16 protein-coding genes, 1 tRNA gene and 1 pseudogene are annotated in these 20,608 nt (G+C 57.4%); 5 read left to right on the forward strand and 13 right to left on the reverse strand.

From position 1 onward, the window contains the following. Window positions 1–208 precede the first annotated feature (208 nt). Together AC0TNJ_RS02400 and AC0TNJ_RS02405 are read right to left on the reverse strand one after the other, a co-directional pair. Window positions 209–4,030: an autotransporter outer membrane beta-barrel domain-containing protein gene (locus tag AC0TNJ_RS02400; protein ID WP_473770114.1), complete on the reverse strand. Its 3,822-nt coding sequence runs from the start codon at window positions 4,028–4,030 to the stop codon at window positions 209–211. Between the two features lie 836 nt (window positions 4,031–4,866). Then, window positions 4,867–4,943, reverse strand: a tRNA-Pro gene (locus AC0TNJ_RS02405). A gap of 223 nt (window positions 4,944–5,166) precedes the next feature. On the opposite strand from AC0TNJ_RS02405, the gene AC0TNJ_RS02410 reads away from it, so the two are divergent. Then, entirely contained in the window at window positions 5,167–5,679 is a 513-nt protein-coding gene (locus AC0TNJ_RS02410; RefSeq protein ID WP_473770115.1) for a hypothetical protein, read from the forward strand. A 9-nt stretch (window positions 5,680–5,688) separates the two neighbouring features. Here the strand turns inward: AC0TNJ_RS02410 and AC0TNJ_RS02415 are convergent, their stop codons facing one another. The 5 genes from AC0TNJ_RS02415 to AC0TNJ_RS02435 all read right to left on the reverse strand — a co-directional run bounded on the left by AC0TNJ_RS02415 (window position 5,689) and on the right by AC0TNJ_RS02435 (window position 10,959). Further along, window positions 5,689–6,009, reverse strand: a complete 321-nt coding sequence (locus AC0TNJ_RS02415; RefSeq protein ID WP_473770116.1) for a YnfA family protein — start codon at window positions 6,007–6,009, stop codon at window positions 5,689–5,691. After that, window positions 5,972–7,294 (reverse strand): O-antigen ligase family protein, encoded by a 1,323-nt coding sequence (locus tag AC0TNJ_RS02420; protein ID WP_473770117.1) that lies wholly within the window; start codon window positions 7,292–7,294, stop codon window positions 5,972–5,974. The genes AC0TNJ_RS02415 and AC0TNJ_RS02420 overlap by 38 nt, the downstream gene beginning before the upstream one ends. Further along, the gene (locus AC0TNJ_RS02425; protein WP_473767255.1) at window positions 7,291–8,829 is read right to left on the reverse strand and encodes an undecaprenyl-phosphate glucose phosphotransferase; all 1,539 of its coding nucleotides are present in this window, start codon (window positions 8,827–8,829) and stop codon (window positions 7,291–7,293) included. Before AC0TNJ_RS02425 ends, AC0TNJ_RS02420 begins: the two co-directional genes overlap by 4 nt. Before the next feature lie 366 nt (window positions 8,830–9,195). Further along, on the reverse strand, window positions 9,196–10,359 hold the full coding sequence (locus tag AC0TNJ_RS02430; RefSeq protein ID WP_473770118.1) for a glycosyltransferase family 4 protein: 1,164 nt from the start codon (window positions 10,357–10,359) through the stop codon (window positions 9,196–9,198). Window positions 10,360–10,368: 9 nt separating this feature from the next. After that, window positions 10,369–10,959, reverse strand: a complete 591-nt coding sequence (locus tag AC0TNJ_RS02435) for a polysaccharide biosynthesis/export family protein (RefSeq protein ID WP_473770119.1) — start codon at window positions 10,957–10,959, stop codon at window positions 10,369–10,371. 301 nt (window positions 10,960–11,260) lie between these two features. On the opposite strand from AC0TNJ_RS02435, the gene AC0TNJ_RS02440 reads away from it, so the two are divergent. Next, window positions 11,261–13,468 (forward strand): Wzz/FepE/Etk N-terminal domain-containing protein, encoded by a 2,208-nt coding sequence (locus tag AC0TNJ_RS02440; protein ID WP_473770120.1) that lies wholly within the window; start codon window positions 11,261–11,263, stop codon window positions 13,466–13,468. 136 nt (window positions 13,469–13,604) lie between these two features. Here the strand turns inward: AC0TNJ_RS02440 and AC0TNJ_RS02445 are convergent, their stop codons facing one another. Beyond that, window positions 13,605–14,729 (reverse strand): GNAT family N-acetyltransferase, encoded by a 1,125-nt coding sequence (locus AC0TNJ_RS02445; protein WP_473770121.1) that lies wholly within the window; start codon window positions 14,727–14,729, stop codon window positions 13,605–13,607. Window positions 14,730–14,753: 24 nt separating this feature from the next. After that, on the reverse strand, window positions 14,754–14,972 hold the full coding sequence (locus AC0TNJ_RS02450) for a DUF2842 domain-containing protein (RefSeq protein ID WP_122003485.1): 219 nt from the start codon (window positions 14,970–14,972) through the stop codon (window positions 14,754–14,756). A 159-nt stretch (window positions 14,973–15,131) separates the two neighbouring features. On the opposite strand from AC0TNJ_RS02450, the pseudogene AC0TNJ_RS02455 reads away from it, so the two are divergent. Continuing rightward, window positions 15,132–15,241, forward strand: a pseudogene (locus tag AC0TNJ_RS02455) (flagellar basal body P-ring protein FlgI); the annotation flags it as partial. Window positions 15,242–15,267: 26 nt separating this feature from the next. Next, window positions 15,268–16,341: a COX15/CtaA family protein gene (locus AC0TNJ_RS02460; RefSeq protein WP_473770122.1), complete on the forward strand. Its 1,074-nt coding sequence runs from the start codon at window positions 15,268–15,270 to the stop codon at window positions 16,339–16,341. Here the strand turns inward: AC0TNJ_RS02460 and AC0TNJ_RS02465 are convergent. The 4 genes from AC0TNJ_RS02465 to AC0TNJ_RS02480 all read right to left on the reverse strand — a co-directional run bounded on the left by AC0TNJ_RS02465 (window position 16,329) and on the right by AC0TNJ_RS02480 (window position 19,528). Further along, the gene (locus tag AC0TNJ_RS02465) at window positions 16,329–17,162 is read right to left on the reverse strand and encodes an aminoglycoside phosphotransferase family protein (RefSeq protein WP_473770123.1); all 834 of its coding nucleotides are present in this window, start codon (window positions 17,160–17,162) and stop codon (window positions 16,329–16,331) included. The two genes, AC0TNJ_RS02460 and AC0TNJ_RS02465, sit on opposite strands and share 13 nt — an antisense overlap. Continuing rightward, on the reverse strand, window positions 17,162–18,097 hold the full coding sequence (gene argC, locus AC0TNJ_RS02470) for an N-acetyl-gamma-glutamyl-phosphate reductase (protein ID WP_473770124.1): 936 nt from the start codon (window positions 18,095–18,097) through the stop codon (window positions 17,162–17,164). Before argC ends, AC0TNJ_RS02465 begins: the two co-directional genes overlap by 1 nt. An 84-nt stretch (window positions 18,098–18,181) precedes the next feature. Beyond that, window positions 18,182–19,132: an agmatinase gene (speB, locus tag AC0TNJ_RS02475; RefSeq protein ID WP_473770125.1), complete on the reverse strand. Its 951-nt coding sequence runs from the start codon at window positions 19,130–19,132 to the stop codon at window positions 18,182–18,184. Window positions 19,133–19,171: 39 nt separating this feature from the next. Then, complete coding sequence (locus tag AC0TNJ_RS02480) at window positions 19,172–19,528, reverse strand: antibiotic biosynthesis monooxygenase family protein (protein WP_473770126.1); 357 nt, start codon at window positions 19,526–19,528, stop codon at window positions 19,172–19,174. Window positions 19,529–19,710: 182 nt separating this feature from the next. Between AC0TNJ_RS02480 and AC0TNJ_RS02485 the strand changes: the two genes are divergently transcribed. Next, a complete protein-coding gene (locus tag AC0TNJ_RS02485; RefSeq protein ID WP_473770127.1) occupies window positions 19,711–20,517 on the forward strand; it encodes a 5'-nucleotidase, lipoprotein e(P4) family in 807 nt (268 codons plus the stop codon). The last annotated feature ends 91 nt before the right edge of the window (window positions 20,518–20,608 follow it).

Raw genomic sequence — 20,608 nt, forward strand, 5'->3', positions numbered from 1 at the left:
TGCTCTGCCAGTTGTTTTACCTGGAAAGAAATAGCTCCGGTCAGAGGGTGCGTAAGCTGACGGAGGAAGAGGCTCGACGGCCAAGGCAGCCCCCTCCCGCGCTGAATGGAGAGCGAGGGAGGGGGAGACGTTTCAAGCGATTATGGCAGAGGCGACAGGCTTGGCATCCCATGAGGAAACTGCCGAGAGTCCGTCGTTTTGCTGCCCTTTACCACTTCACGCGGAACCCAACATTACCTTTCAGCGAATAGCTGTCGGCGAAGTTGTTAAGGCTGGTGTTGATCAGGCCTTCACCGTAAATGGAATACTTGTCGTCATTCCAGTTGTAAGATCCGCCCAGGCCGACACCGCCCCAGGCACGGTCATTGCGATTAGCAAAGCTTACATCTGCGACCTCGACCTTCGTACCCTCAAGGAACTCGTAGTAGAGGTTGGCGATGCCATATACATGAGCCCGGTTCAGCATGCCGTTAGCATTCTGCCACGAGCTTTCATGATCGAGTGTGAGGCCAATTCGACCTTGCAGGCTGTCGCCCTTGCTGAGATGAACCGCAGTGCCGGTCATATCTTCACTGAAATCATCGAAATCGACGCTGGAATATACCAGTTGCGCTTGCGGCGTGAGCGACCATGCCGGATCAAGCGCAAAGCGCTTGCCGCTTTCGATGGAAAGCGCGTAGCCAAAGCCGTCATTGCCGTCCACGAGGGACTGATTGCCTCCGGAAAAGCTCAGATCGCTGTTGTACCAGGTAGCCTGCGCCTGCGCATCGACGTAAAATCCGCTCTCGCCATACCAGGTAAGCGATCCGCCAAGGCCATATCCTTCTGTACTGATCCGGCCCCCGCCGACCGACGTGTCGTAAATGGATGCGGTTTTGGTAAGCCCGTGCGCATAATGGACACTCACGCCGCCGATCAGCTTCCCGCTTTCATTCTCCATGAACATGCCGTCAACGCCGGCCTGCAATTTGAAGATATTCTGGTCATAATCGACGTCGGTTGTTGAGCGGCCAGTCTCAATGTGATTGTGCGCCCCTTCCACGCGTCCCCACACCCCGTTTCCTTCGATATGAACGCCGGCTTCTTCGGGTGCGGCATAAGGGGTTTCGATCGCATCGGCCCCTTGAGCAATCACCTTGTTTCCATTGCCAGCCCAGACGCGGTTTCCGACGCGCTGCTGCAGCGTGGAAACACCGTTCAGGGCGAGGAGAGACTGCGGATAGGCCTCGTAGACGGGGACGCCGGCCTGATAGCGGGGAGCGTCGGGTTCTTGCGGCACTCCCGGAGTTTCCGGGTTTGGGATCTGGAGCGGAGGGATGAAACGTGAACGCAGGTACCAGTCGCCATCAGTAGGTGTACTAATGCCATTCTTTTCCAGCGTATAAGCGTAAGCCCCGCCTCTCACAGCCTGCTTGCCGTCGAGCGTCTGGTATTCGCCGAGCAGGGTAAATGTCGCGCCCGAAGCTCCCTGGATATCGATGACTTTGATACCTTCGACAGTCTGCGCGCCGGTACCATTGGTGTTCTTAACGGCCACAATCCCGGTGCCGCTCGTGTTGCCATTTACGAGGAGACTGTCCGTAGCCGAACTGTCACCACCCAGAGCAGTCCACAGAGCAAGTGTGCCGCCGTTGCCAACATAGTCTTCGGTAACGGTGAGTCTGGTTCCAGCCTGGGGGCCGAAATCAACTATGCCTGCATTGCTGAGTGAAGAAATCGACTGGCTGAAGTCGTTAAGGGCAAGTTTCGCTCCCGCCGCCACTTCAAAATCGGAAGCTCCGCTGAGATAGTTTTCTCCCCCTGCAGCGAGAATTCCTTCGTTGACCGTTGTTGCGCCTGAATAGTTGCTCTGAGCGTTGATATTCAGGGTGCCAAGTCCTGTCTTTGTCAGGCTGCCCGCGCCAGTGATCGTGGACGCATAATTGAGTTCTGTTCCTGCGAGGGTTTCAAATGTGCCGCCCAGACCTTGTAATTCCGTCGCTCGATCTATCGTGAAGCTCGCCGTGGTGCGCAACGTGCCGTCATCAAGCGTCACGCCGCCGCCTGCTGCGCCAAGGTTGGAATTGTTAGAAACCTGCACGATACCGCCTTGGATAGCGGTGCCACCCGTATAGGTGTTCGCGCCATTCAAGACGAGAGTGCCTAAATCGCTTTTTACAAGTTGCGTGTTGCCCGTCAGGGCCGAATTGATCGTCGCAGTGAACGCCGCGCCCGCCTCCGTGCCATCCCCAACGCGAATAGTTGACGTTGGTGAACCTACGAGACTGATGGCGTCTCCTTCAACAACATAACCATCGCTGGCGAATTGCATGCCGGAAGCCGTTACCGCGCCCAGACTGTCATCGACAGTTACTGTACCAGCTGTCGCCATGAAAATCGCGATAGCACCGTCCTGATACGGGGCGTTGATCACGCCTGTCTGTTCTGCCCAGTTGGTGTTGAGGCCACCTGACGCCGAGCTTTGCCAGATGCCTGTGCCACCATTGACCTGCCCGTTAAATTGCGGTCCGACGTCCCAGAAATTGAGCGTGAGACCGCTCGTGTTGACAAGGTTGACCTGTTTGTCGACCGACGTCTGGACGTAGTAGTTGCTCGCGGGAATAGTGCCAATGTCAAGGATGTTGTTTGTCAGCGCGCCGTCATAGCTTATAACCCGGTAAACGCCTGTATCGAATGAGCCTCCCGGTGTTGTGACGACGTTGATCGTGCCGTCGAGCACCAGATCACCCTTGACAATCGTATGATCGTTCAGGGCTCCGCCGACGGTATTTGCTTTACCAAAGCTGTACTGCAGCGATGACCCAGCGCTCAGATTCAGATCGCCGTTGATAGTAAGAGTTCCAGGCGTGCTGCCGGCAGGGCCGGGAGACAGCTGGCCATTATCCTGTATCGCGACATCGCCGCCAATAATTCCGGTCCCGCCCAAGGTCGCCCCGGCCTGAACCGTTGTCGTGCCGGTCGCCGCAGTCTGGTCGCCCATAACGTAGAGCGTCCCCGCTGATACCGTTGTCGCTCCGGTGTAATTGTTATTGCCGCGGAGAGTTAGCGTTCCGGAACCAGTCTTGGTCAGACCGCCTACGCCGCCCATGACCGCTTGTGTGCCAACATCGAATGACTGAGTGTCAATGGTTCCACCTTGCGATTGAAACAGGATGGTCCCCGGAACAAACCCCGAGAAAAGTGAGGGTTGACTATTTGCCAGCTGAAAAATGCCGCCATCGAACGAAAGGCTCCCGCCGTTGACGCGCTGGATCTGGAGCGCGGTCAATACACCCGAACTGTTTAGCTGCACATCTCCACGCGAACCGGATTGGTACCCAAGATACAGCTGAGATGTAATCATATGGCCTTGATCACTTATCGTGAGGACGCCATTGCCGCGTTCTCCCACATGGGGCCCGGTGCTTGCGTTCCAGGTACTGCCAGCGCCAGAGATTGTTACCGTGCCTGTAACGCCAGGGCTCAGTCCTATATAAGTTTGACCGTTTGTGGTTAGCCTTCCGCCACCTGTTGCTGTGACAGAACTTGGCCCATCTTCCCCGACGTAAAGATAAGTTGTAGTCAAAGCGGACCCGGCACCGTCAATTGTGATATTCCCGCTCGTTGGAACCGGCACGTGTCCCAATTCTATTGAATTGGCTACAACATTACCGCCATTCGTGATGCGCAGAGTGCCTGTCGCCTTGTAGCCGATGTAAAGATAACCCGCAGTAAAACGCGAGCCGACACCGTCGACGGTCATCAAGCCGTCGCCGCCAAAATATCCTATGACGGCGTTGTATCCTGGTGTGATGGCAACAGTTCCGCCATTTGCTATCGCAAGCGTGCCTGCTGTCCCGTTGCCGACATACAATGAATTAGGAACCGTCCAGGTCGGCGAAGGATTGGGTGTCAATGTAGGGCTGACGGTTCCGGTGACGGTAACCGATTGTGCGTTTACGCCGGTTGCTGTCGCGATAGCTATTGCAAGAGCCGAAACGGTAACTTGCAGGGAGGAAACTGTCGCCTTTTTCGCGGTATGCATTCTCATTTATTCTATTCCCCATAAGAGAAAAGCTTGTATATTCACAATACATCAAGCGCTTTTCGGATTGCATAATTCTAAGAAAGCAAAAATTACTTGCATATCAAATGAATAATACAATTCTTATAAGGATGTGATTACGTATTATTTGGTTTACTGTATTCGTTTTCTTTCTTTTTCTACTATTCCGGCGGTGGTTGCGACCGAGATAAAGTTTGTGGAAAGAACAGAGCTCAAGCTAGTTACGAAATAATCCTCAAAGGAAAATTCTGATGAGGATTGCATTTGATTTTGTTAAGTTATTGTTATTGTTGTATTTTATGCGAATCGCTTCAGCGTCTGTTTCCTTTCACTGCATATACTACATTAGTATTCGCTGAAATAAAGAGGTTTCGTTGTTTGGCGAGGGCAGGTGCATCTCTGAATGCTCCAGCCACCCTGATATCGTGATCGACTTGGGGTTGAGTTTCAGCCGCCATTATACTGGCGGGCGCCCTTCTTCATTGATTTGAATCAATGAACCGAATTAATTCCATCTGGCGCACTGGGGGCCTGACGGTAATAGGCGTGTGAGGCTGTTCCAAATTTGGATATGGCTTTCTTGAGGCGAGGTGGGCGGTGTTCTGCGACAACCGATCACTGCAACAACGACTTTGAAATGCTGTCTCGCAGGATACTGGTGCGAAATCCGGCTCCAGGTATTTCCCATTCGCCGGTCATGTCGGTGAATAAAATCAGATGACCGGCACTACAGTCAGGATTGCCAGAACACTCCAGGCAATGCGCTGGTTATTTTCAAAAATATCCAGCAATCAAAGATGGTAGCTAAGTCTTTGATTTAATGGTCGGAGCGGCGGGATTCGAACCCACGACCCCTTGACCCCCAGTCAAGTGCGCTACCGGGCTGCGCTACGCTCCGAGCCGGGGAAAGCCGTAGAATATAACGACTTGGCACGCAAGGGCTAATTTCCGGAAACTGACAAATTGCACACCGGCGTTAATTCGCCTGCTGAGCGCCGAACAGCTCCTCAACCTGGCGTGGTTCCATTGTGACGGAATTATGAATAAATTGTGACAATCTGTCACCTTCGATGATATGTCTGTCTTTCCTAATAAATTGGGGAAAGGAGAGTCGCCGAGGGATGAGAATCAGTCACCTTTTCAGCACAATGGATTTCTGGCGGGCACATCTGGCCGTTAACCGTGAACCGGTTTGGGAGAACATATTGCCGTTGTTCTTCTACCATCGGGACGGCGTGCTTGCGATCCAGCGGCTGGCGCGTGAATGGACGCGGCTTTATGGGCTTCGGCAGGTCGACGTGTTTCGCGGGAATATCGTCCGCGAGAAATGGTCTAACCGCCGCATAGGTCAGGTTCTCGATCATATGCAGAAAACCAGCGATGCCCGCTCTGCCGGAATACGTGTGCGAACGCAGGAAATGCCCCGTTATGTGGAAGGAAGCCTCGTTGTGGTCCGCACGCAGGAGAGGGACATTCTGATCGACGGGCGGCGTCGCGCGAATTTCTGGTGCAACATGCCCGGCGAATATGATGTCTGGGTTATCGAAGTGGAACCGCGTCCGTCGTGGCTTCTTGAGCTGTTGGGTGCGAATTCCAACGCCCTCGATAAAGAGCAGGGCAGGCTTCGCGGCTGAACGTCACGTTCAGGATCGTGGTGCAAAAAGGATGATGCATGTACCGGCAAATGCTGTGCATGCGCCAACCACATCCCAGCGATCGGGGCGGGCGCCCTCGGCAAACCAGATCCACAGGATCGATGCGATGATATAGATGCCGCCATAGGCGGCGTAAGCGCGGCCCGCTACATTGCTTTCAATCAGGGTCAGAAGATAGGCGAACAAGGCAAGACACGCCATGCCGGGCACCAGCCACAACGCTGGCTTGCCGAGCTTCAGCCATGCCCAGAATGCGAAGCATCCGGCGATTTCAAACAGGGCCGCTGCGGCATATATCGCGAATTGCAAGGTTCTGCTCTCCTGACTGATCCTCGAGCTTGAGCGAAAGCTGATACTTGTATTCCAGCCCCGCACAACCCCAGATGATCCCGAAAAGCAGGTAAAAGTGACGCCAGTGATCAGTGTCGATGACATTCCCGATCAGGACGTGACCGAGATAGGTCGCGTAGGCGACCAGAAGAAACGGCTGCCACGGGCGGTTGCGGAACAGAAGCTTGAAGCCGATCCCGAGGGTCAGGAATGTCAGCGTCAGAAAGGCGATGAAGCCGGTCCAGCCGTAATCAAGCACGGCCTTGAGCCAGATATTGTGCGTGTCTTCCCCGAACATGGGGCCGAATTCCAGCGGGCCTATGCCGAGCGGGTGTTGCGTTGCGAGGATCATTCCGAGCCAATGCCGGGCGAAACGCCCAAGCCGCGCGCTGTCATAGCTTTGTTCAAGCCGCGCGCGCTCACGGAAGAATTCGCCCACACCCGGAATTTGCAGCATGATCAGGATCGCGAGGATGATCGCAACAAGGGCAAGCAGGCCAATTGCGATCAGGCGAAGCCGAAAGCGATTGCTGTTGCTTTGCAGAAAAAGCACGCCGAACAGCAGGGCGAAGGAGAGGGGAACCATCGCCCAAGCGGCGCGCGAGAAGGACACCAGAACGCCGAGCGTGAGCAGGCAGCAGAAAGGCAGATAGACGACAACATCGCGGAAACCTCCGCGCATGATGCGGTAGAGTGTCCAGGTCAGCGGCAATATCAGGAATGGCCCATAGACATTTGAGTCCTGAAATGCGCCCCGCGCGCGGCCATAGCGGGTGAACATCTCGGCACCGGGAAACAGGCCGAGATAACCGGCGATACCCAGGAGCGACGACAGCACGCCGACGAGAAGATAGGCGTTGAAGATCGTCTTGAGACGCCTGTAATCCGCCTCAATGATGGCTGCGAAGAAAACCGATGTGAAAGCCAGAAACAGCGAAACGGCAATATAGAGCGGGGCCTTCTTCACATCGGCCATCTGCATGACGGAGATTATGCCGCCGAAATTAAACACGGCAAAAAGCGCCAGCAGCACCAGGCTGGTGCGGGTCAACCGCAAGCCGAACAGCAGCGCCAGCGCGATCAGGCCGACCATGTAGAGTTCATAAGGCGCAGGCTCGCTCATCACGAAGCCCAGCAGAAAAACGCCGAAACCGATTGCCGTGTTGGCAACGAGGCGGTTGAGTGCACGTTTGCGCGCCACATCTGCCCGCAGCCCCATGGCTGGGGGCAGATTGCCGTCAAAGCTGTGCGCCACGCTGGTCAATAGGCGTTTTCCGTATTGAGAAGCCGTATGGGTGTGAGGAACAGGATTTTGAGATCAAGCCAGAGCGACCAGTTTTCGATGTAATAAAGATCGAATTCCGTGCGCATACGGATCTTGTTTTCATTGTCGATTTCGCCGCGCCAGCCATTGATCTGCGCCCAGCCGGTGACACCCGGCTTCACGCGATGGCGCGCGAAATAACCGTCGACAACCTCGTTATAAAGCACATTGTGCGAATGGGCTGCCACCGCATGCGGGCGCGGGCCGACCAGTGACAGGGAACCTGCCAGAACATTGAAGAACTGCGGCAGCTCGTCGAGGGAAGCCTTGCGAATGAAGCGCCCGACACGCGTGACGCGAGGGTCGTTTTTGGTAACGGCCTGCTTCGCAGAAGGGTCACACATCTCGGTATACATCGACCGGAACTTCCAGACATTGATGATTTCATTATTGAAGCCATGCCGCTTCTGCTTGAAGATCACCGGGCCCTTGCTGTCCAGCTTGATGGCAATCGCCGTGCCGATCATGATAGGCGACAGCAGGGCGATGCCCAAAATGCTGAACACCACGTCGAAGACGCGTTTGGCTACAGAATCCCAATCGTTGATGGGCCTGTCGAAAATATCCAGCATTGGCACCGCGCCCACATAGGAATAGGCGCGCGGGCGGAAGCGCAGGTGATTATTGAGCGCCGAAAGACGGATATCGACCGGGAGGACCCACAGCTTTTTCAGCAGAGCCAGCACGCGGGCTTCGGCGCTGATGGGCAGGGACACGATCAGCATGTCGATATGAGCGATGCGGGCGAACTCGATCAACTCATTGATATTGCCAAGCTTCGGGTATCCGGCAACGATGGGGGGCGAGCGCTTGTCATCGCGGTCGTCGAAGATGCCGCAAATGCGGATATCGTTGTCGGGCTGCTGTTCCAGCGAGCGGATGAGCGCTTCGGCATTCGGACCGCCGCCCACGATGACGGCGCGGCGTTCCATTGTGCCGTTGCGCGCCCAGCGCTTGATTTTCCAGGCGATGAAGAGCCGCGAGAGCAAAAGCAGCACACAGGCGCCCAGTGCCCAGTACAAGAACCAGCCGCGTGAGAAATCGGAGGAGGACTTCATCAGAAAACCGGCGATAGCCAGCGTCCCGAGCACGGCAGCCCAACTGATGAAAAGTCGCCGCAGATAGCGAGCGGGACTGCGCAACACATTGATCTGATAGCCGTCGTTGATTTCCATCAACAGGACAAAAAGCGCGCCGCCGGCAATGACGACGAGCGGGTAATAGAAGATGAGTTGCGTTTCAATGCCGACATAAAGCAGAAAGCTCGCAATGCCCGCCAGGACGATCAGCCCGAACTCCGCAATGCGCATGACGCCGCTCAGCATCAGCGGTGAGAACGTGTCGCGCTGGTATTGCTCGGCCATCTGGCGCGCAAGGGGACTGAGCTCCACCGGGCCTTGCGGCTTGGCCGCCTGCACATCGCTGGCTTCTATGGCTTCGCGGCCAAAAGGAGAGCGCGCATCACTATTTCGCACAACATTGCCCCTGATCGTAAAATGACGGCATAACAATTAGACCGAGAGTCCTAAGCAGAATATAAACGTCGCATGACGAGCTTTTGACCTAGGTAAACACTCAATTAAATACATGGCTGAAGGCTGTTACCATTAGCGATGACTAATATAATATGGTTTCTGTCCATACTGCTGCAGCACTGTTGGCGAAGGCCGATAGCATATCTTTATTACACCCGTCCCGGTTGCCGCAAGTCAGGAAAACGCGAGCTTTGCCTTTGCTTGATAACAATAGGTTATAGAAAAAGTCCCGTTCGACGGTATCCCCAGAGCCTGTTCCAAAAGTCGCCATTTGCAGGCCGACTTGCCGCTTTTTGATTCAGGCTCTCAGTCTGCCGGTGCTGTCCGGTCAGGATGGGCTTCAAAATAGATCGTCTCGATCGAATGTGCCATGGATTGCAGGTTGAAACGCTCGCGCATCCGTGGCGCATCGGGCATCATGGCGCGAAACGCGGTGAGGTCAACGGCGGCAACCAGCATCTTGTCCGAAAGCGCTTCGTCATCCGGCTCCACCAGCGCGGAAGAGCGCGGGCCGAATATTTCGGGAATCCCCCCGACATTGCTGGCGATGACTGGCTTTCCGGCGGCAAGCGCCTCCAGCACGATATAGGGAAATGCTTCGGCGCGCGATGGAACCACCATTATCCGCCCCATGGCGAAGGCTTCCCGCGCTGCCGTTCCCGGTAGAAAGCGGATTTGCGCGGACATTCCAAGCTCGTCGGTCAGGGCTATAAAATCCGGCTTTTCCGCGCCGTCTCCCACCACGGTCGCGGTGAAGGCGCGCTGGTTCTGGTCGCGCAGGCGCGCAAGGGCGCGGATCAGCAGGTCCGGCCCCTTCAGGTCGCGCATCGTGCCGACGAAAAGAAAATCGCTGGCATCAGGCGCGTCGGCGACAGGGATGAACTCGTCTTCGGCCAAGCCATTGTAAACGACGGCATGGAGGCCATAGGGCCGCCCTACCTTTTCTTCATAAATGCGCTTTTCGAAGTTGGAAACGAACAACACCGCGTCGGTCATGGGAGCCAGCATCCTTTCGACCAGAAAGACAGCGCCGCCACGGCGTGTCTTCCGGTCGAAATGCAGGCTACCGCCATGCGGCGAATAGATACGGGCTACGCGAGACCTAAAAACCCGTAAGACTGAGCCGAACAATCGCGCATAGACGCCGCCTTTGGCGCCATGTCCGTGCAATATGTCCGGCCGCAATTTCTTGATGATGCGATATGCTTTGTAGGCTGCCGCTGCGTCGCCCAGTCCGACGTGGCGCTGCATGGCAATGCGATGAAGGCCGAGCGCGAGCTTTGGCCGTAATTCTTCCAGAAGCGCGTCTTCCCGAGGCCCGCCAGTCGTCGCATCGCAGACGATGCCGACCGCGTGGCCAGCGTCCGCCTGCATGCCCACGAGATCGCGAACATGGCGGAACAGCCCGCCTGTCGGCTCACGGAAGCAGTGGACGATGCGTAGTGGGGAGACGTGGGTGTCATCAGCCATCAATCGCCATCAGAACAGACGTTCGCGCACATAGATCGTGTCGCCCGGCAGGATCGGATCGGAAATCAATACGCGGCCGGTCAGAACCTTGCCGTTGAACTGGCGCGTGATATCGACATTCTCCTGATTGGCGCGCGGGCTGAAACCGCCAGCAGCGGCGATTGCCTTCTGCGCGGTCATGCCCGGAACGTAGGAATACTGGCCGGCGGCACCCACTTCACCCATCACGAAGATCGGGCGATAGCGGTCGATTTCCGCGCTCACATCGGGGTCGCGCAGATAGCCGCCGCGCAGTTTCGATGCGATGATGCCTTCAAGCTGCTTGGATGTCTTGCCGCGTGCCGGAATGCTGCCGACGAGCGGGAAGGCGATGTAGCCAGCCTGATCGACGCTATAGGTGTTGGTGAGGCTTGGCTGCTCGAAAACCGTGATGCGCACGCGATCGCCAGCGTCCAGCATATAGGGCTGGTTCAGCGCCTCGTGGAAAGCGGGTGGGGCAGGCCGATAGCTGGAGCAGGCGGAAAGCGTCATGGCGGCAAGGCCCAGCGCCACCAGCAGAGTATGGCCTTTGCGCTTGTTCTGAATTGTCTTCGCCGTCATCTTCCGCCTCGGTTCTTCCGAAAAGCAATAGTCTTAACGCTCGCAATCGGCGCGCTACGCAGCGCGCGATTACGAATATCGGTTGCAAGCGTTATCGATTGATTAGGGTTAATGGCTGGTAAAGAAGACAGGGTTCGGCGGAAAAACTTTGCATCTCGCCAGAGTTGGGAGCTTATCCTGTTTAACCCTCTGGTTACCTTGTTCCTTTACTGTTCCGACTGGAAAACGGGGGGCATTCCCCCACGCGGGCGAGAGCGATCATGCGCACAGGCGCATTCGCAAAGCCCATGGAGAATGGGGAATGGCAGAAGTCGATCCGTTATCAAGGGACGCAGATATCGATATCGGCGCGCTGTTTGCCAGCCTGCGCCGTCACTGGCTGTTCATTGTCGTCGGCGCGCTTCTCATGGCGGCGTTCGCATGGGCCATCTGCCTTCTTCTGACGCCGGATTATCGCGCGGAAGCCCGCATTATCATCGAGGCCCGTGAGTCCATTTATACGCGTCCCAACGGAGAGGCCGGAACCGAGCGGCCCCTGTTCGACGCCGAAGGCGTGAAGAGCCAGGTTGAAGTATTTTCCTCCGGCGACCTGCTGCGGAAGGTTTCCGAAGAACTCAAGCTCACCAGCAACGAAGCCTTCACGACGACGGACGTGAAGCCGTGGACCCGCGTTCTCATCATGCTCGGCATGCGGACTGATCCCGCGCAACTGACCCCGGAAGAGCGCGTCTTGCAGAAGCTGCGCAAGAATATGCAGGTTTTTGCCGTTACCGCCTCGCGGGTCATTGTGGTGCAATATAATTCGGCGAATCCCGAGACAGCCAAAAACGTCGCCAATGCGCTCGCCAGCCAGTACATCCTGTTTCAACGGGCCGCAAAGCTGGAATCGAACGACGATGCCACTGGCTGGCTGGCTCCTGAAATCGATGACCTGCGCAACCGTGTCCGCGATGCGGAAAGGAAGGTCGCGGATTACCGTGCTTCGCGGGGGCTTTTGACCGGGCAGAGCAACAGCACGATTGCGACGCAGCAGCTTTCGGAAGTTTCCACCGAACTCACGCGGGTCCGCACCAGCCGCGCTTCGGCGGAAGCAAAGGCCCAAAGCATTCGCAAGGCGCTTTCCTCCGGCGCGCCCATCGATACGCTGCCGGATGTGCTTGCTTCCGGCATGATGCAGCGCCTCGCCGAAAGGCGCGTCCAGCTCAATGCCCAGATCGCCGATCTTTCAACGACGCTTCTGGACGGCCATCCGCGCATCAAGGCGTTGCGCTCGCAGCTTGCCGATCTCGATCAGCAGATTAGAAACGAAGGCCGCAAGCTTGTCGCCAGCCTCCATAACGAAGTTTCCGCGGCAAAGCTGCGCGAGGACGAACTCAATCGCGAGCTTAATCGCGTGAAGGCGCAAGCCGCGCAGGCAGGCGATCAGGAAGTCGAATTGCGCGCATTGGAGCGCGAGGCGGCGGCGCAGCGCCAGCTTCTGGAAACCTATCTCACGCGCTATCGGGAAGCCGCATCGCGCACCGACCGCAACTATGTGCCGGTCGATGCCCGAATTTTTTCTTCCGCCGAAACCCCGGCAGTGCCTTATTATCCGATGATATTGCCGATTGTCGGTGCAGCCTTTGCGGCTGGCCTGCTTTTGCTGTCGATCTTTGTTCTGCTGCGTGAATTGTTCAGCGGGCGTGCTTTCGTGACGGCAGATGGCCAAAGGGTTGCCGCCGTCGAGGAAATCGAGATGCCGGTAATTGCCGCTGCCGCCGAGGCCGCAGCGGTGCCGCCATCCAGGTCAGAACGTATGGATACTGTTTCCGAGGAAACAATTGTGGCGCCGCGCCGTTCATGGACCATGCCGTTTGCCGCAAAACCGCCGGTTTCCGAGACAAGGAAGGCCGAGGAGGAGTTTCCCATGATCAGGCAAAGCAAGACGAAGCCGCATAATCCCAATGGTGTGGAAGCCGTTGCCGATCTGCTCGCGGACGGACAGCATAAGCGCATCGTGATGGTGTCTCCCGAGGGCGATCAAGCATCGGCTGGAGCGGTGCGCCTGCTGCGCGAATTCGCCGACCGTGGCAAGCGGGCAGTCCTCGTGGACATGACCGCAAAGGGAACCCTTGGCATTGCCATGCTGGACGGTGCGCATCTGCCCGGTATTACCGAGCTTCTGTCCGGCGCGCGCCGCTTCAATGAGGTCATCCACAGCGACCGCTTTTCGCAGGCGCATGTCATTCCGCTTGGAGAGGCCGACCCGGAAATCGCCATGCGCTCCGCCGATCGCCTGCCGCTCATTCTGGATGCGCTGGAAACGGTCTATGATTTTGTTGTTGTAGAGTGCGGTCCGTCGTCTTCGGAACAGATCGCGCGCATTGCCGATGGACCTGCCTCCGTTGTTATGAGCATCGTCGATCCGGACGACAAGGGCGTGGCGCTGGCCGCTCTCGATCTGGATCAGGGCGGTTATGAGGACGTTGTCATTCTGATGGAAGAAACCGATTCAGAAACAACTTATTAGAGCATTTCCAGCAAAAGTGTGAAGCGGTTTTGCGTTCGGAAATGCGGAAAAAACAAATAGATAGAGCGGTTCCAACGATTCCGTTAAAACAGGAACCGCTCTAGGCTGCGTTCCTGAAAGAGGTTGCCAAACGGCGCTAACGCTTTGCAAGCCTGCTCCGCAATGTCTTGGCGAAGCCCCACAGGCGGGGATTGCGCTTGAGCCCCCCGGCAATTCCGTTGCGCACTGATTGAAGAGCGGTGAAAAACCTGCCCTTGGCGGAAAGCGGCACCAGCGTGTCATAGATCGTGCGCTCGATGTCGCACCATTCGCGCTTGTAGGGCTCGTCCCCGATGCCGAAACTGTAGACCGAGCGGCCTTCGTCACAACTGCGGCTGATATCCTCGAAGAAGAGAAACTCACCGGGACTTGCCGCCGTCAGCTCGTCCTCCGCGATTGCACCGAATTCAACGGTCGGTCCCGTATCGCAGAACAGTTTGCCGATGATCGAGCGCACGGTCCCGCCAACTTCGAGAAAGCGCAATTCGTTCAGTTCCTGACCTTTCGCCAGCCCTTCTCCGAAGAGAGCCTTGAAGAAGTTGCGCACATTTTCATCGGCGAATGGATCACTGATCCCCATCTTCTGGAAGCGCTGTGCCTTCATCGCGAAACAAAGATCGAGAATCTTGTCTGACTCCGCCCGGCTTTGCGGCCCGGCAATTCTCCAGCCTCCGCTTTCTTCATAGCGGCGACCATGCTGCCGGTGTTTTTTGAGCTTCCGCTTGCGATTGGCGCGATCAAGCACGGCGTCGAAGCCGCCACCGAGCGACGCAGCGAGCACCGGATTTGGGTTGGGCGCTCTCCCAAGGGCAAGCAGCGGATTGGCCGCGCCTTGCAGTTCTGAAAGCTGGCGTGTCAGCGACAGCGCATCGATGTCGGGCCGCGCCTTGCGGATTGCATCAACTAGCTGCCGGAGCACCTCGCGTCGGAGTGCGCCGCCATATTCCTTCCGCAGCCATGGGAAATTGCAATTGGCGTGGCTTCCGCCGGGATAACGCGCAATTTTCGCGCCGTTCTGGCGGACGACTTCCAACGGCACAGCCAAGATTGGACCATCGCCGTCAAAAAGCCCGACGACGAAACTGTCGGCATTGACGATTGCGCGCCAGTTATCGATCCAGGCGAATGATTGCGGCGCGCCGTGAATGGCGGCGGCGCCGTTCCAGAGCCGCCCGATCTCGCCGAAATCCGTCAGAATGCGCGCCGCGACTTCACCCGCCATCGTCTGCAGCATCCTCGATCAAGACTAATGTTGTTTATTGCGTGGGGGCTGCGCCATCCACCAGATGATGCCCATGGCAGGCAGTACCCAAAGAATGCCGGTCACGAAGAAATAAAGCAGATGCACCCAGGCGCTCGACTGGGCGAGATGCGCCACGGCGATGATGGTCGCAAACACCGCATAGATGATGACCAGTGAAACCAGCAAGAAAGTGCCGATCAGTTTCTTCAGCCGGACGGGCATGCGCATTCTCCTTTTCCCGGTTCATCACTAACCGGTGAAGGGGGCCAGCGAAAGGGCAAAAACGCGGCGGCTTGTCGCGTGACGCCAACTTGTAACTGCTCGGCCTATGCTGCATGTATCCATCGTGTCTGTTCCGAAAATCGCCATGCCGGTCTGCAAATGGCAATTTGTCTGCGTTCCGGTGCTCACGTACCTTTAAGTACGCTGCGCTCCGGTACTCGAAAATTACTATTCTCGCCGCGGCCTGCCGCTTTTTGATTCAGACACTTGAGCTCATTATCGAAGGGTGAATGGCATGACGGCAGCAGCGGCGCAGCGTATGGGGCAGGGTTCGAGGTCATCGAAAGAGGACCGCGACCGCCGCCTTGTGCGTTACTGGCTCTATGCGGTTTTCGTCGTGCTGATCGCCATCGTCATGGTCGGCGGCGCCACCCGCATGACCGGGTCTGGCTTGTCGATCACCGAATGGAAACCCATCCATGGGGTCATTCCGCCGCTCAACCACGCCGAATGGGTGGAAGAATTCGACAAATATCGCCAGATTCCGCAATACCAGCAGATCAACAAGGGCATGTCGCTGGAAGAGTTTCAGTACATCTTCTGGTGGGAATGGGCGCACCGCCTGCTTGCGCGTTTTGTCGGATTTCTGGTTGCCGTTCCGCTGGCCTTCTTCTGGGTGACGGGGCGTCTCAAGGGCGGCCTCAAATATCGTATGCTGGGCCTGCTCGCGCTGGGTGGCTTGCAGGGCGCCATCGGCTGGTGGATGGTCGCATCCGGCCTCAGCGAGCTTACCAGCGTCAGCCAGTACCGCCTGGCAATTCACCTGACGACGGCGTGTATCATCATAACGGCGGTGTTCTACATCGCGCGCGGGCTTGTCACCTATAGCGAGCGACCGGCGGAGCGCTCCATCCAGCGCTTTGCCGGATGGATCGTGTTCGCGGTTCTGGTGCAGATTTATCTGGGTGGTCTGGTAGCGGGCCTGCATGCGGGATTGACCTACAATACCTGGCCGCTGATGGACGGTGCTGTCATTCCGTCCGATCTGTTCATCCAGTCGCCCTGGTGGCGCAACCTGTTCGAAAACCCGAAAACGGTGCAGTTCGTGCACCGCATGTTCGCTTATACGGTTCTGGTTCTGGCGGTCCTGCATGCCTTGCAGGTCTGGAAACAGGCTCCCGGCACCACCCATGCGCGCCGCACCATCGTTCTCCTCGGGCTCGTTCTCGTGCAGGCTGTCATCGGCATTGCCACGCTTTTGATGAGCGTTCCGCTGCATCTGGGCCTGACGCACCAGTTTGTTGCGCTGATCGTGCTGGCTTTCGCGGTGGCGCACTGGCGCGCGGCCAAGGGTGCTTACGAGGGATAAGCGCCGTGGCGCAATTGCCGGAGTGCGGAGGCGATCTTCAGTTCCCGCGCTTCATCCGCGTCGTTGCCGTCTTCACGATGCCATGCCGCTGACAGGCAGCCATAGGCGAAGGCATAATCCAGAATGTAGGCCGGTTCGCGCCCGATGATCGGCGCGAAATGTTCGGCCATGTGCCGGGCACGTTCAAGGTCGAGGCAAAGGTCGTCCCGATCGAGCGGATTATAGAAGATATTGGCCGCGTCGAAGGCGGCATCGCCGACCAGCCCGTGCGGATCGATGGCGAGCCAGCCGCGCGGTCCCTCGATGATATTCTCATGGTGAATATCACCATGCAGCGGAATTGCCTTGTGCGGCGTCGCCAGCAGGCGCTTGGCGACCGCCGTGCCATCTGCATAGATCGGGCTTTCATGCGCCACCGCAAAGAGGCCGGAAAAGTGCTTGTCCAGCGGCTGCAGGTCAGCCGGTATCGGGGCGGGAGAGGGCGTGTGCAGCGCGCTCAGCACCTCGCCGAAGATGCGCAGGCATTCGGCATCCTTGCCGCGTTTCAGGTGCTCATCGAGGTGATAGTCGCCGGCATATTCGAGCAGCATCGATGTACCCTTGAGGCCGTATAATCGTGCCGCACCATGGCCGTCCTGCCAGTCCAGATAATGCGCGCCGCGCAGCTCTTCCATCCCGGCTGGTTTCAACTGTTTGACGACAAAAACCTCGCCCGGATGATCGATGCGTTCGACCTTCCAGACGAGGCTTGAATGTGTATCGGCCAGAGGCTCATAGGAGCCGATATTCCATTCGACAGGAAACACCGGCTGCGTCGGCATCATGCCTTGCCAAGCATGAGGTTCATGTTCTGGACGGCCGCGCCCGATGCGCCCTTGCCGAGATTGTCGAGCAGCGCCACCAGATTGACCTCGCCGTCGCCTTCGGTGCCGAAGACGAAAAGCTTCATGCCGTCCTTGCCTGCGAGCTCTTCCGCATCGACACGCGGCAGCTTCGCGCTTTCCTCAAGCGGCACGACTTCGACAATATCCTGACCGGCATAATGCTCCGTCAGCGCGGCATGAACCGTGGCAAGCGACGGCGTGCCCTTGAGTTCGCTCAGGAACAGCGGAACCTGCACGATCATGCCCTGCGGGAATCGTCCCACGCTGGGCGAAAAGATCGGGCGGCGATCCAGACGGCCATGCAATTGCAGTTCCGGCACGTGCTTGTGACGCAGCGGAAGGCCATAGAGGAAGTTGTTAGCGGCAAGATGCTCCGGATGGTTCTTGTCTTCCATCTGGGCGATGAGCTGCTTGCCGCCGCCAGTGTAGCCGGAAACAGCGTTGACGCTGACTGGATAGTCGGCAGGCAGCAGGCCCGCATCGCGCAGCGGGCGCACAAGTGCAATCGCGCCGGTCGGGTAGCAGCCCGGATTGGCAACGAGGCGCGCCTCGGCAATGCGTTCGCGCTGGCCCTTGGCCAGTTCCGCAAAGCCATAGGCCCAGTCCGGGTGCACGCGATAGGCGGTCGAGGTATCGATGATGCGGGTCGCGTTATGGCCTTCGAGCAGGGAAACCGCTTCCTTGGAGGCATCGTCCGGCAGGCACAGGATCGCAATGTCGGCAGCGCGCAGATAGTCGGCGCGCAAATCCTTGTTGCGCCGCTCGGCTTCCGGGATGGAAATCACTTCGAGATCGTCGCGCTCGGCCAGACGGGTGCGGATCTGCAAGCCGGTGGTGCCGTGTTCGCCATCGATGAAGATTTTCGGTTTCATGCGTTTTGCCTTTGAATTCAGAAAGTTACGACAATGGGTGGAATGGGTGTTCGAGATGCTTGAATCACTTTGTGAGCAAGCGTCTCATCGTCGTTCTTTCCGTTCGGCCACAAGGCCCAGATAGTACATTGCGATCGTCGCTCCCGCGATGGCTGTTATATCGGCATGGTCATAGGCCGGTGCAACCTCGACCACATCGGCGCCCACGAAGTCAAGAGCCGACAGCTTGCGCAGCACCGAAAGCATCTTGGCCGAGGAAGGGCCGCCCGCGACCGGCGTGCCGGTTCCCGGTGCGAAGGCCGGATCAAGGCAGTCGATGTCGAAGGTCAGATAGGCCTTCCTGCCATTGGTGCGCTTCAGGATTTCATCGGCAATCGCCGCCGCCGACATGTCTTCCACCTCGTGGCCGTAAATGATCCTGATGCCGCAATCTTCCGGTGCGTGCGTGCGGATGCCGATCTGGATCGAATGCTCGGGATCGATAATGCCATCGCGCACCGCGCGGGCCACGAAGGAGCCGTGATCGATCCGCTTGCCATCATCGAACCATGTATCCTGATGCGCATCGAACTGCACCAGCGCCAGCGGGCCATATTTCGCGGCATGCGCCTTGAGAAGCGGCCATGTGATGAAATGATCGCCGCCAAGCGTCAGCAGAAATGCGTCGGATTTCAGGATTTTCGCCGCTTCGCGCTCGATGGCGGCAGGGGTCTTGGTGTGATTGCCGTAGTCGAGCAGGCAGTCCCCATAATCGATGACGGCGAGTTTCTCGAACAGATCGCGTTGAAACGGATATTGCGGATCATTGTCAAAGATTGCCGAGGCCCGCCGGATCGCCTGCGGGCCGAAGCGCGCGCCCGGCCGGTTGGAAACGGCGGCATCGAAGGGAATGCCCCAGACAACCGCTTCTGCACCCTTGAGCGACTTCGTGTACACCCGCCGCATGAAGGACAGCACGCCCGCATGGGTAGGGTCGGTCGCGGCGCTGGTCAGGCTGCGGGCCGTGATCGCGTGGTCGATGGTTTTTGAAGGCATGGCTGTTATCCGGATGGTGTTCTGGCTTCTATAGCGCTTTCATTCGCTCTTGGCATCAAATCCATAGGCGCGCTCCACGCGACCGATACGCACGCGATAGGTTTCATACCATTTCTGGCGCCCGAGCTTCTGCGCCACCAGATGATCCACGTCGCGCTTCCATGCGCGGATGCTTTCCTCGTCAGCCCAGAAGGAATTGGTGATGCCAAATCCTTCCGCGTCGCGGGCGCTCTCGATACCGAGATAGCCGGGCTGTTTCGCTGCAAGTTCGCCCATCCGGACCGCCATGTCGCCATAGCCATCGTCTTCGCCAATGACCCGCTGTGAAGCAAAGGTGACGATCAGATAGGGCGGCTCTGGTGTGGCTGCGAAACGGCTGGATGCAGGCGAGGACATGGGCTTATCCGTATGTAAAGATGGCCGGGAGATGCTTCGGTCGTTCATATTCATGACGACTATCGAACCGGCTTGCAACTGTGACGAAGTCGCGCTGTCGCCCAATATATTGCGGACACAGAACAGCAATTGAGGTGCAGGAAGCCTTCAGCGCTAATGGCTCTCTTTCATGGAGGGACATGATGCGAAAGACATTTCTTGTGATCTCGGCCATTCTTGGCTGTTCGGCTTCACTTGCGGGCTGCGCAACGAACCAGAGTGGCGCGCGCTTTCAACTGGAGCAGCAGAATGTAAGCGCGATCAACTGGATGCAACAGTCCGGCGAATATGACGCGCTGGCCTATCAGGCGTTTAATGGCGCCCGTCAGGCCTTCGATGCGGCAAAACCAGCGAAGGGAAGGAAAAAGGCCGTAATCGTCGATCTCGACGAGACGATGATCGATAATAGTGCCTATGCCGGTTGGCGCGTCAGGCAAAGCATGCCCTACACAGAGAAGACGTGGGCGCGCTGGATGGCTGCCGAGCAGGCACGTCCGATTGCCGGCGCTGTGGAGTTTGCAAGGCATGTGAACGCGAATGGCGGCACGATGTTTTATGTCACGAACCGCGACGCGCGATCATTTCAGCCTACCGCAGCAAACATTAAGAAGCTTGGATTTCCCGGCGTGTCGGCAAAAACGCTTTTGCTGAACAGCGGTCAGTCAAACAAGCAGGCGCGTTTCGATAGTATCAAGGCTGAGGGATATGATGTTGTCATCTATATGGGTGATAATCTCAACGACTTCGGAACTGCGACCTATCACAAGAACAATCAGCAGCGACGCGCATTCGTCGAGGCCAATCGAGAAGCGTTCGGCACGAAGTTTTTCATGCTACCCAATCCCAGCTACGGCGATTGGGTCTCAGGCATGGCGCAGGATTATTACAAACAGACGCCGAAAAAGCAGCTTGAGATCAATCGCAAGTCGCTCCGCAGTTGGGTAGGCTGACAAGCAGCACTGCCCGCAACAAAAAAGCGGACCCGAAGGCCCGCTTTTCTGTAAGTTCTGAAGCGATAGATATTAGCGCTTGGAGAACTGG

This window comes from Ochrobactrum sp. PL_is483 (genome assembly GCF_055816855.1).

Bases quoted from the DNA above. Each gene is read 5' to 3' on its own strand.
- AC0TNJ_RS02430 (WP_473770118.1), bottom strand. From the start codon at position 10,359: ATGGCTGATGACACCCACGTCTCCCCACTACGCATCGTCCACTGCTTC.
- AC0TNJ_RS02450 (WP_122003485.1), bottom strand. From the start codon at position 14,972: ATGCCCGTCCGGCTGAAGAAACTGATCGGCACTTTCTTGCTGGTTTCA.
- speB (WP_473770125.1), bottom strand. From the start codon at position 19,132: ATGCCTTCAAAAACCATCGACCACGCGATCACGGCCCGCAGCCTGACC.
- AC0TNJ_RS02400 (WP_473770114.1), bottom strand. From the start codon at position 4,030: ATGAGAATGCATACCGCGAAAAAGGCGACAGTTTCCTCCCTGCAAGTT.
- argC (WP_473770124.1), bottom strand. From the start codon at position 18,097: ATGAAACCGAAAATCTTCATCGATGGCGAACACGGCACCACCGGCTTG.
- AC0TNJ_RS02480 (WP_473770126.1), bottom strand. From the start codon at position 19,528: ATGTCCTCGCCTGCATCCAGCCGTTTCGCAGCCACACCAGAGCCGCCC.
- AC0TNJ_RS02460 (WP_473770122.1), top strand. From the start codon at position 15,268: ATGACGGCAGCAGCGGCGCAGCGTATGGGGCAGGGTTCGAGGTCATCG.
- AC0TNJ_RS02465 (WP_473770123.1), bottom strand. From the start codon at position 17,162: ATGCCGACGCAGCCGGTGTTTCCTGTCGAATGGAATATCGGCTCCTAT.
- AC0TNJ_RS02410 (WP_473770115.1), top strand. From the start codon at position 5,167: ATGAGAATCAGTCACCTTTTCAGCACAATGGATTTCTGGCGGGCACAT.
- AC0TNJ_RS02485 (WP_473770127.1), top strand. From the start codon at position 19,711: ATGCGAAAGACATTTCTTGTGATCTCGGCCATTCTTGGCTGTTCGGCT.
- AC0TNJ_RS02435 (WP_473770119.1), bottom strand. From the start codon at position 10,959: ATGACGGCGAAGACAATTCAGAACAAGCGCAAAGGCCATACTCTGCTG.
- AC0TNJ_RS02445 (WP_473770121.1), bottom strand. From the start codon at position 14,729: ATGGCGGGTGAAGTCGCGGCGCGCATTCTGACGGATTTCGGCGAGATC.
- AC0TNJ_RS02440 (WP_473770120.1), top strand. From the start codon at position 11,261: ATGGCAGAAGTCGATCCGTTATCAAGGGACGCAGATATCGATATCGGC.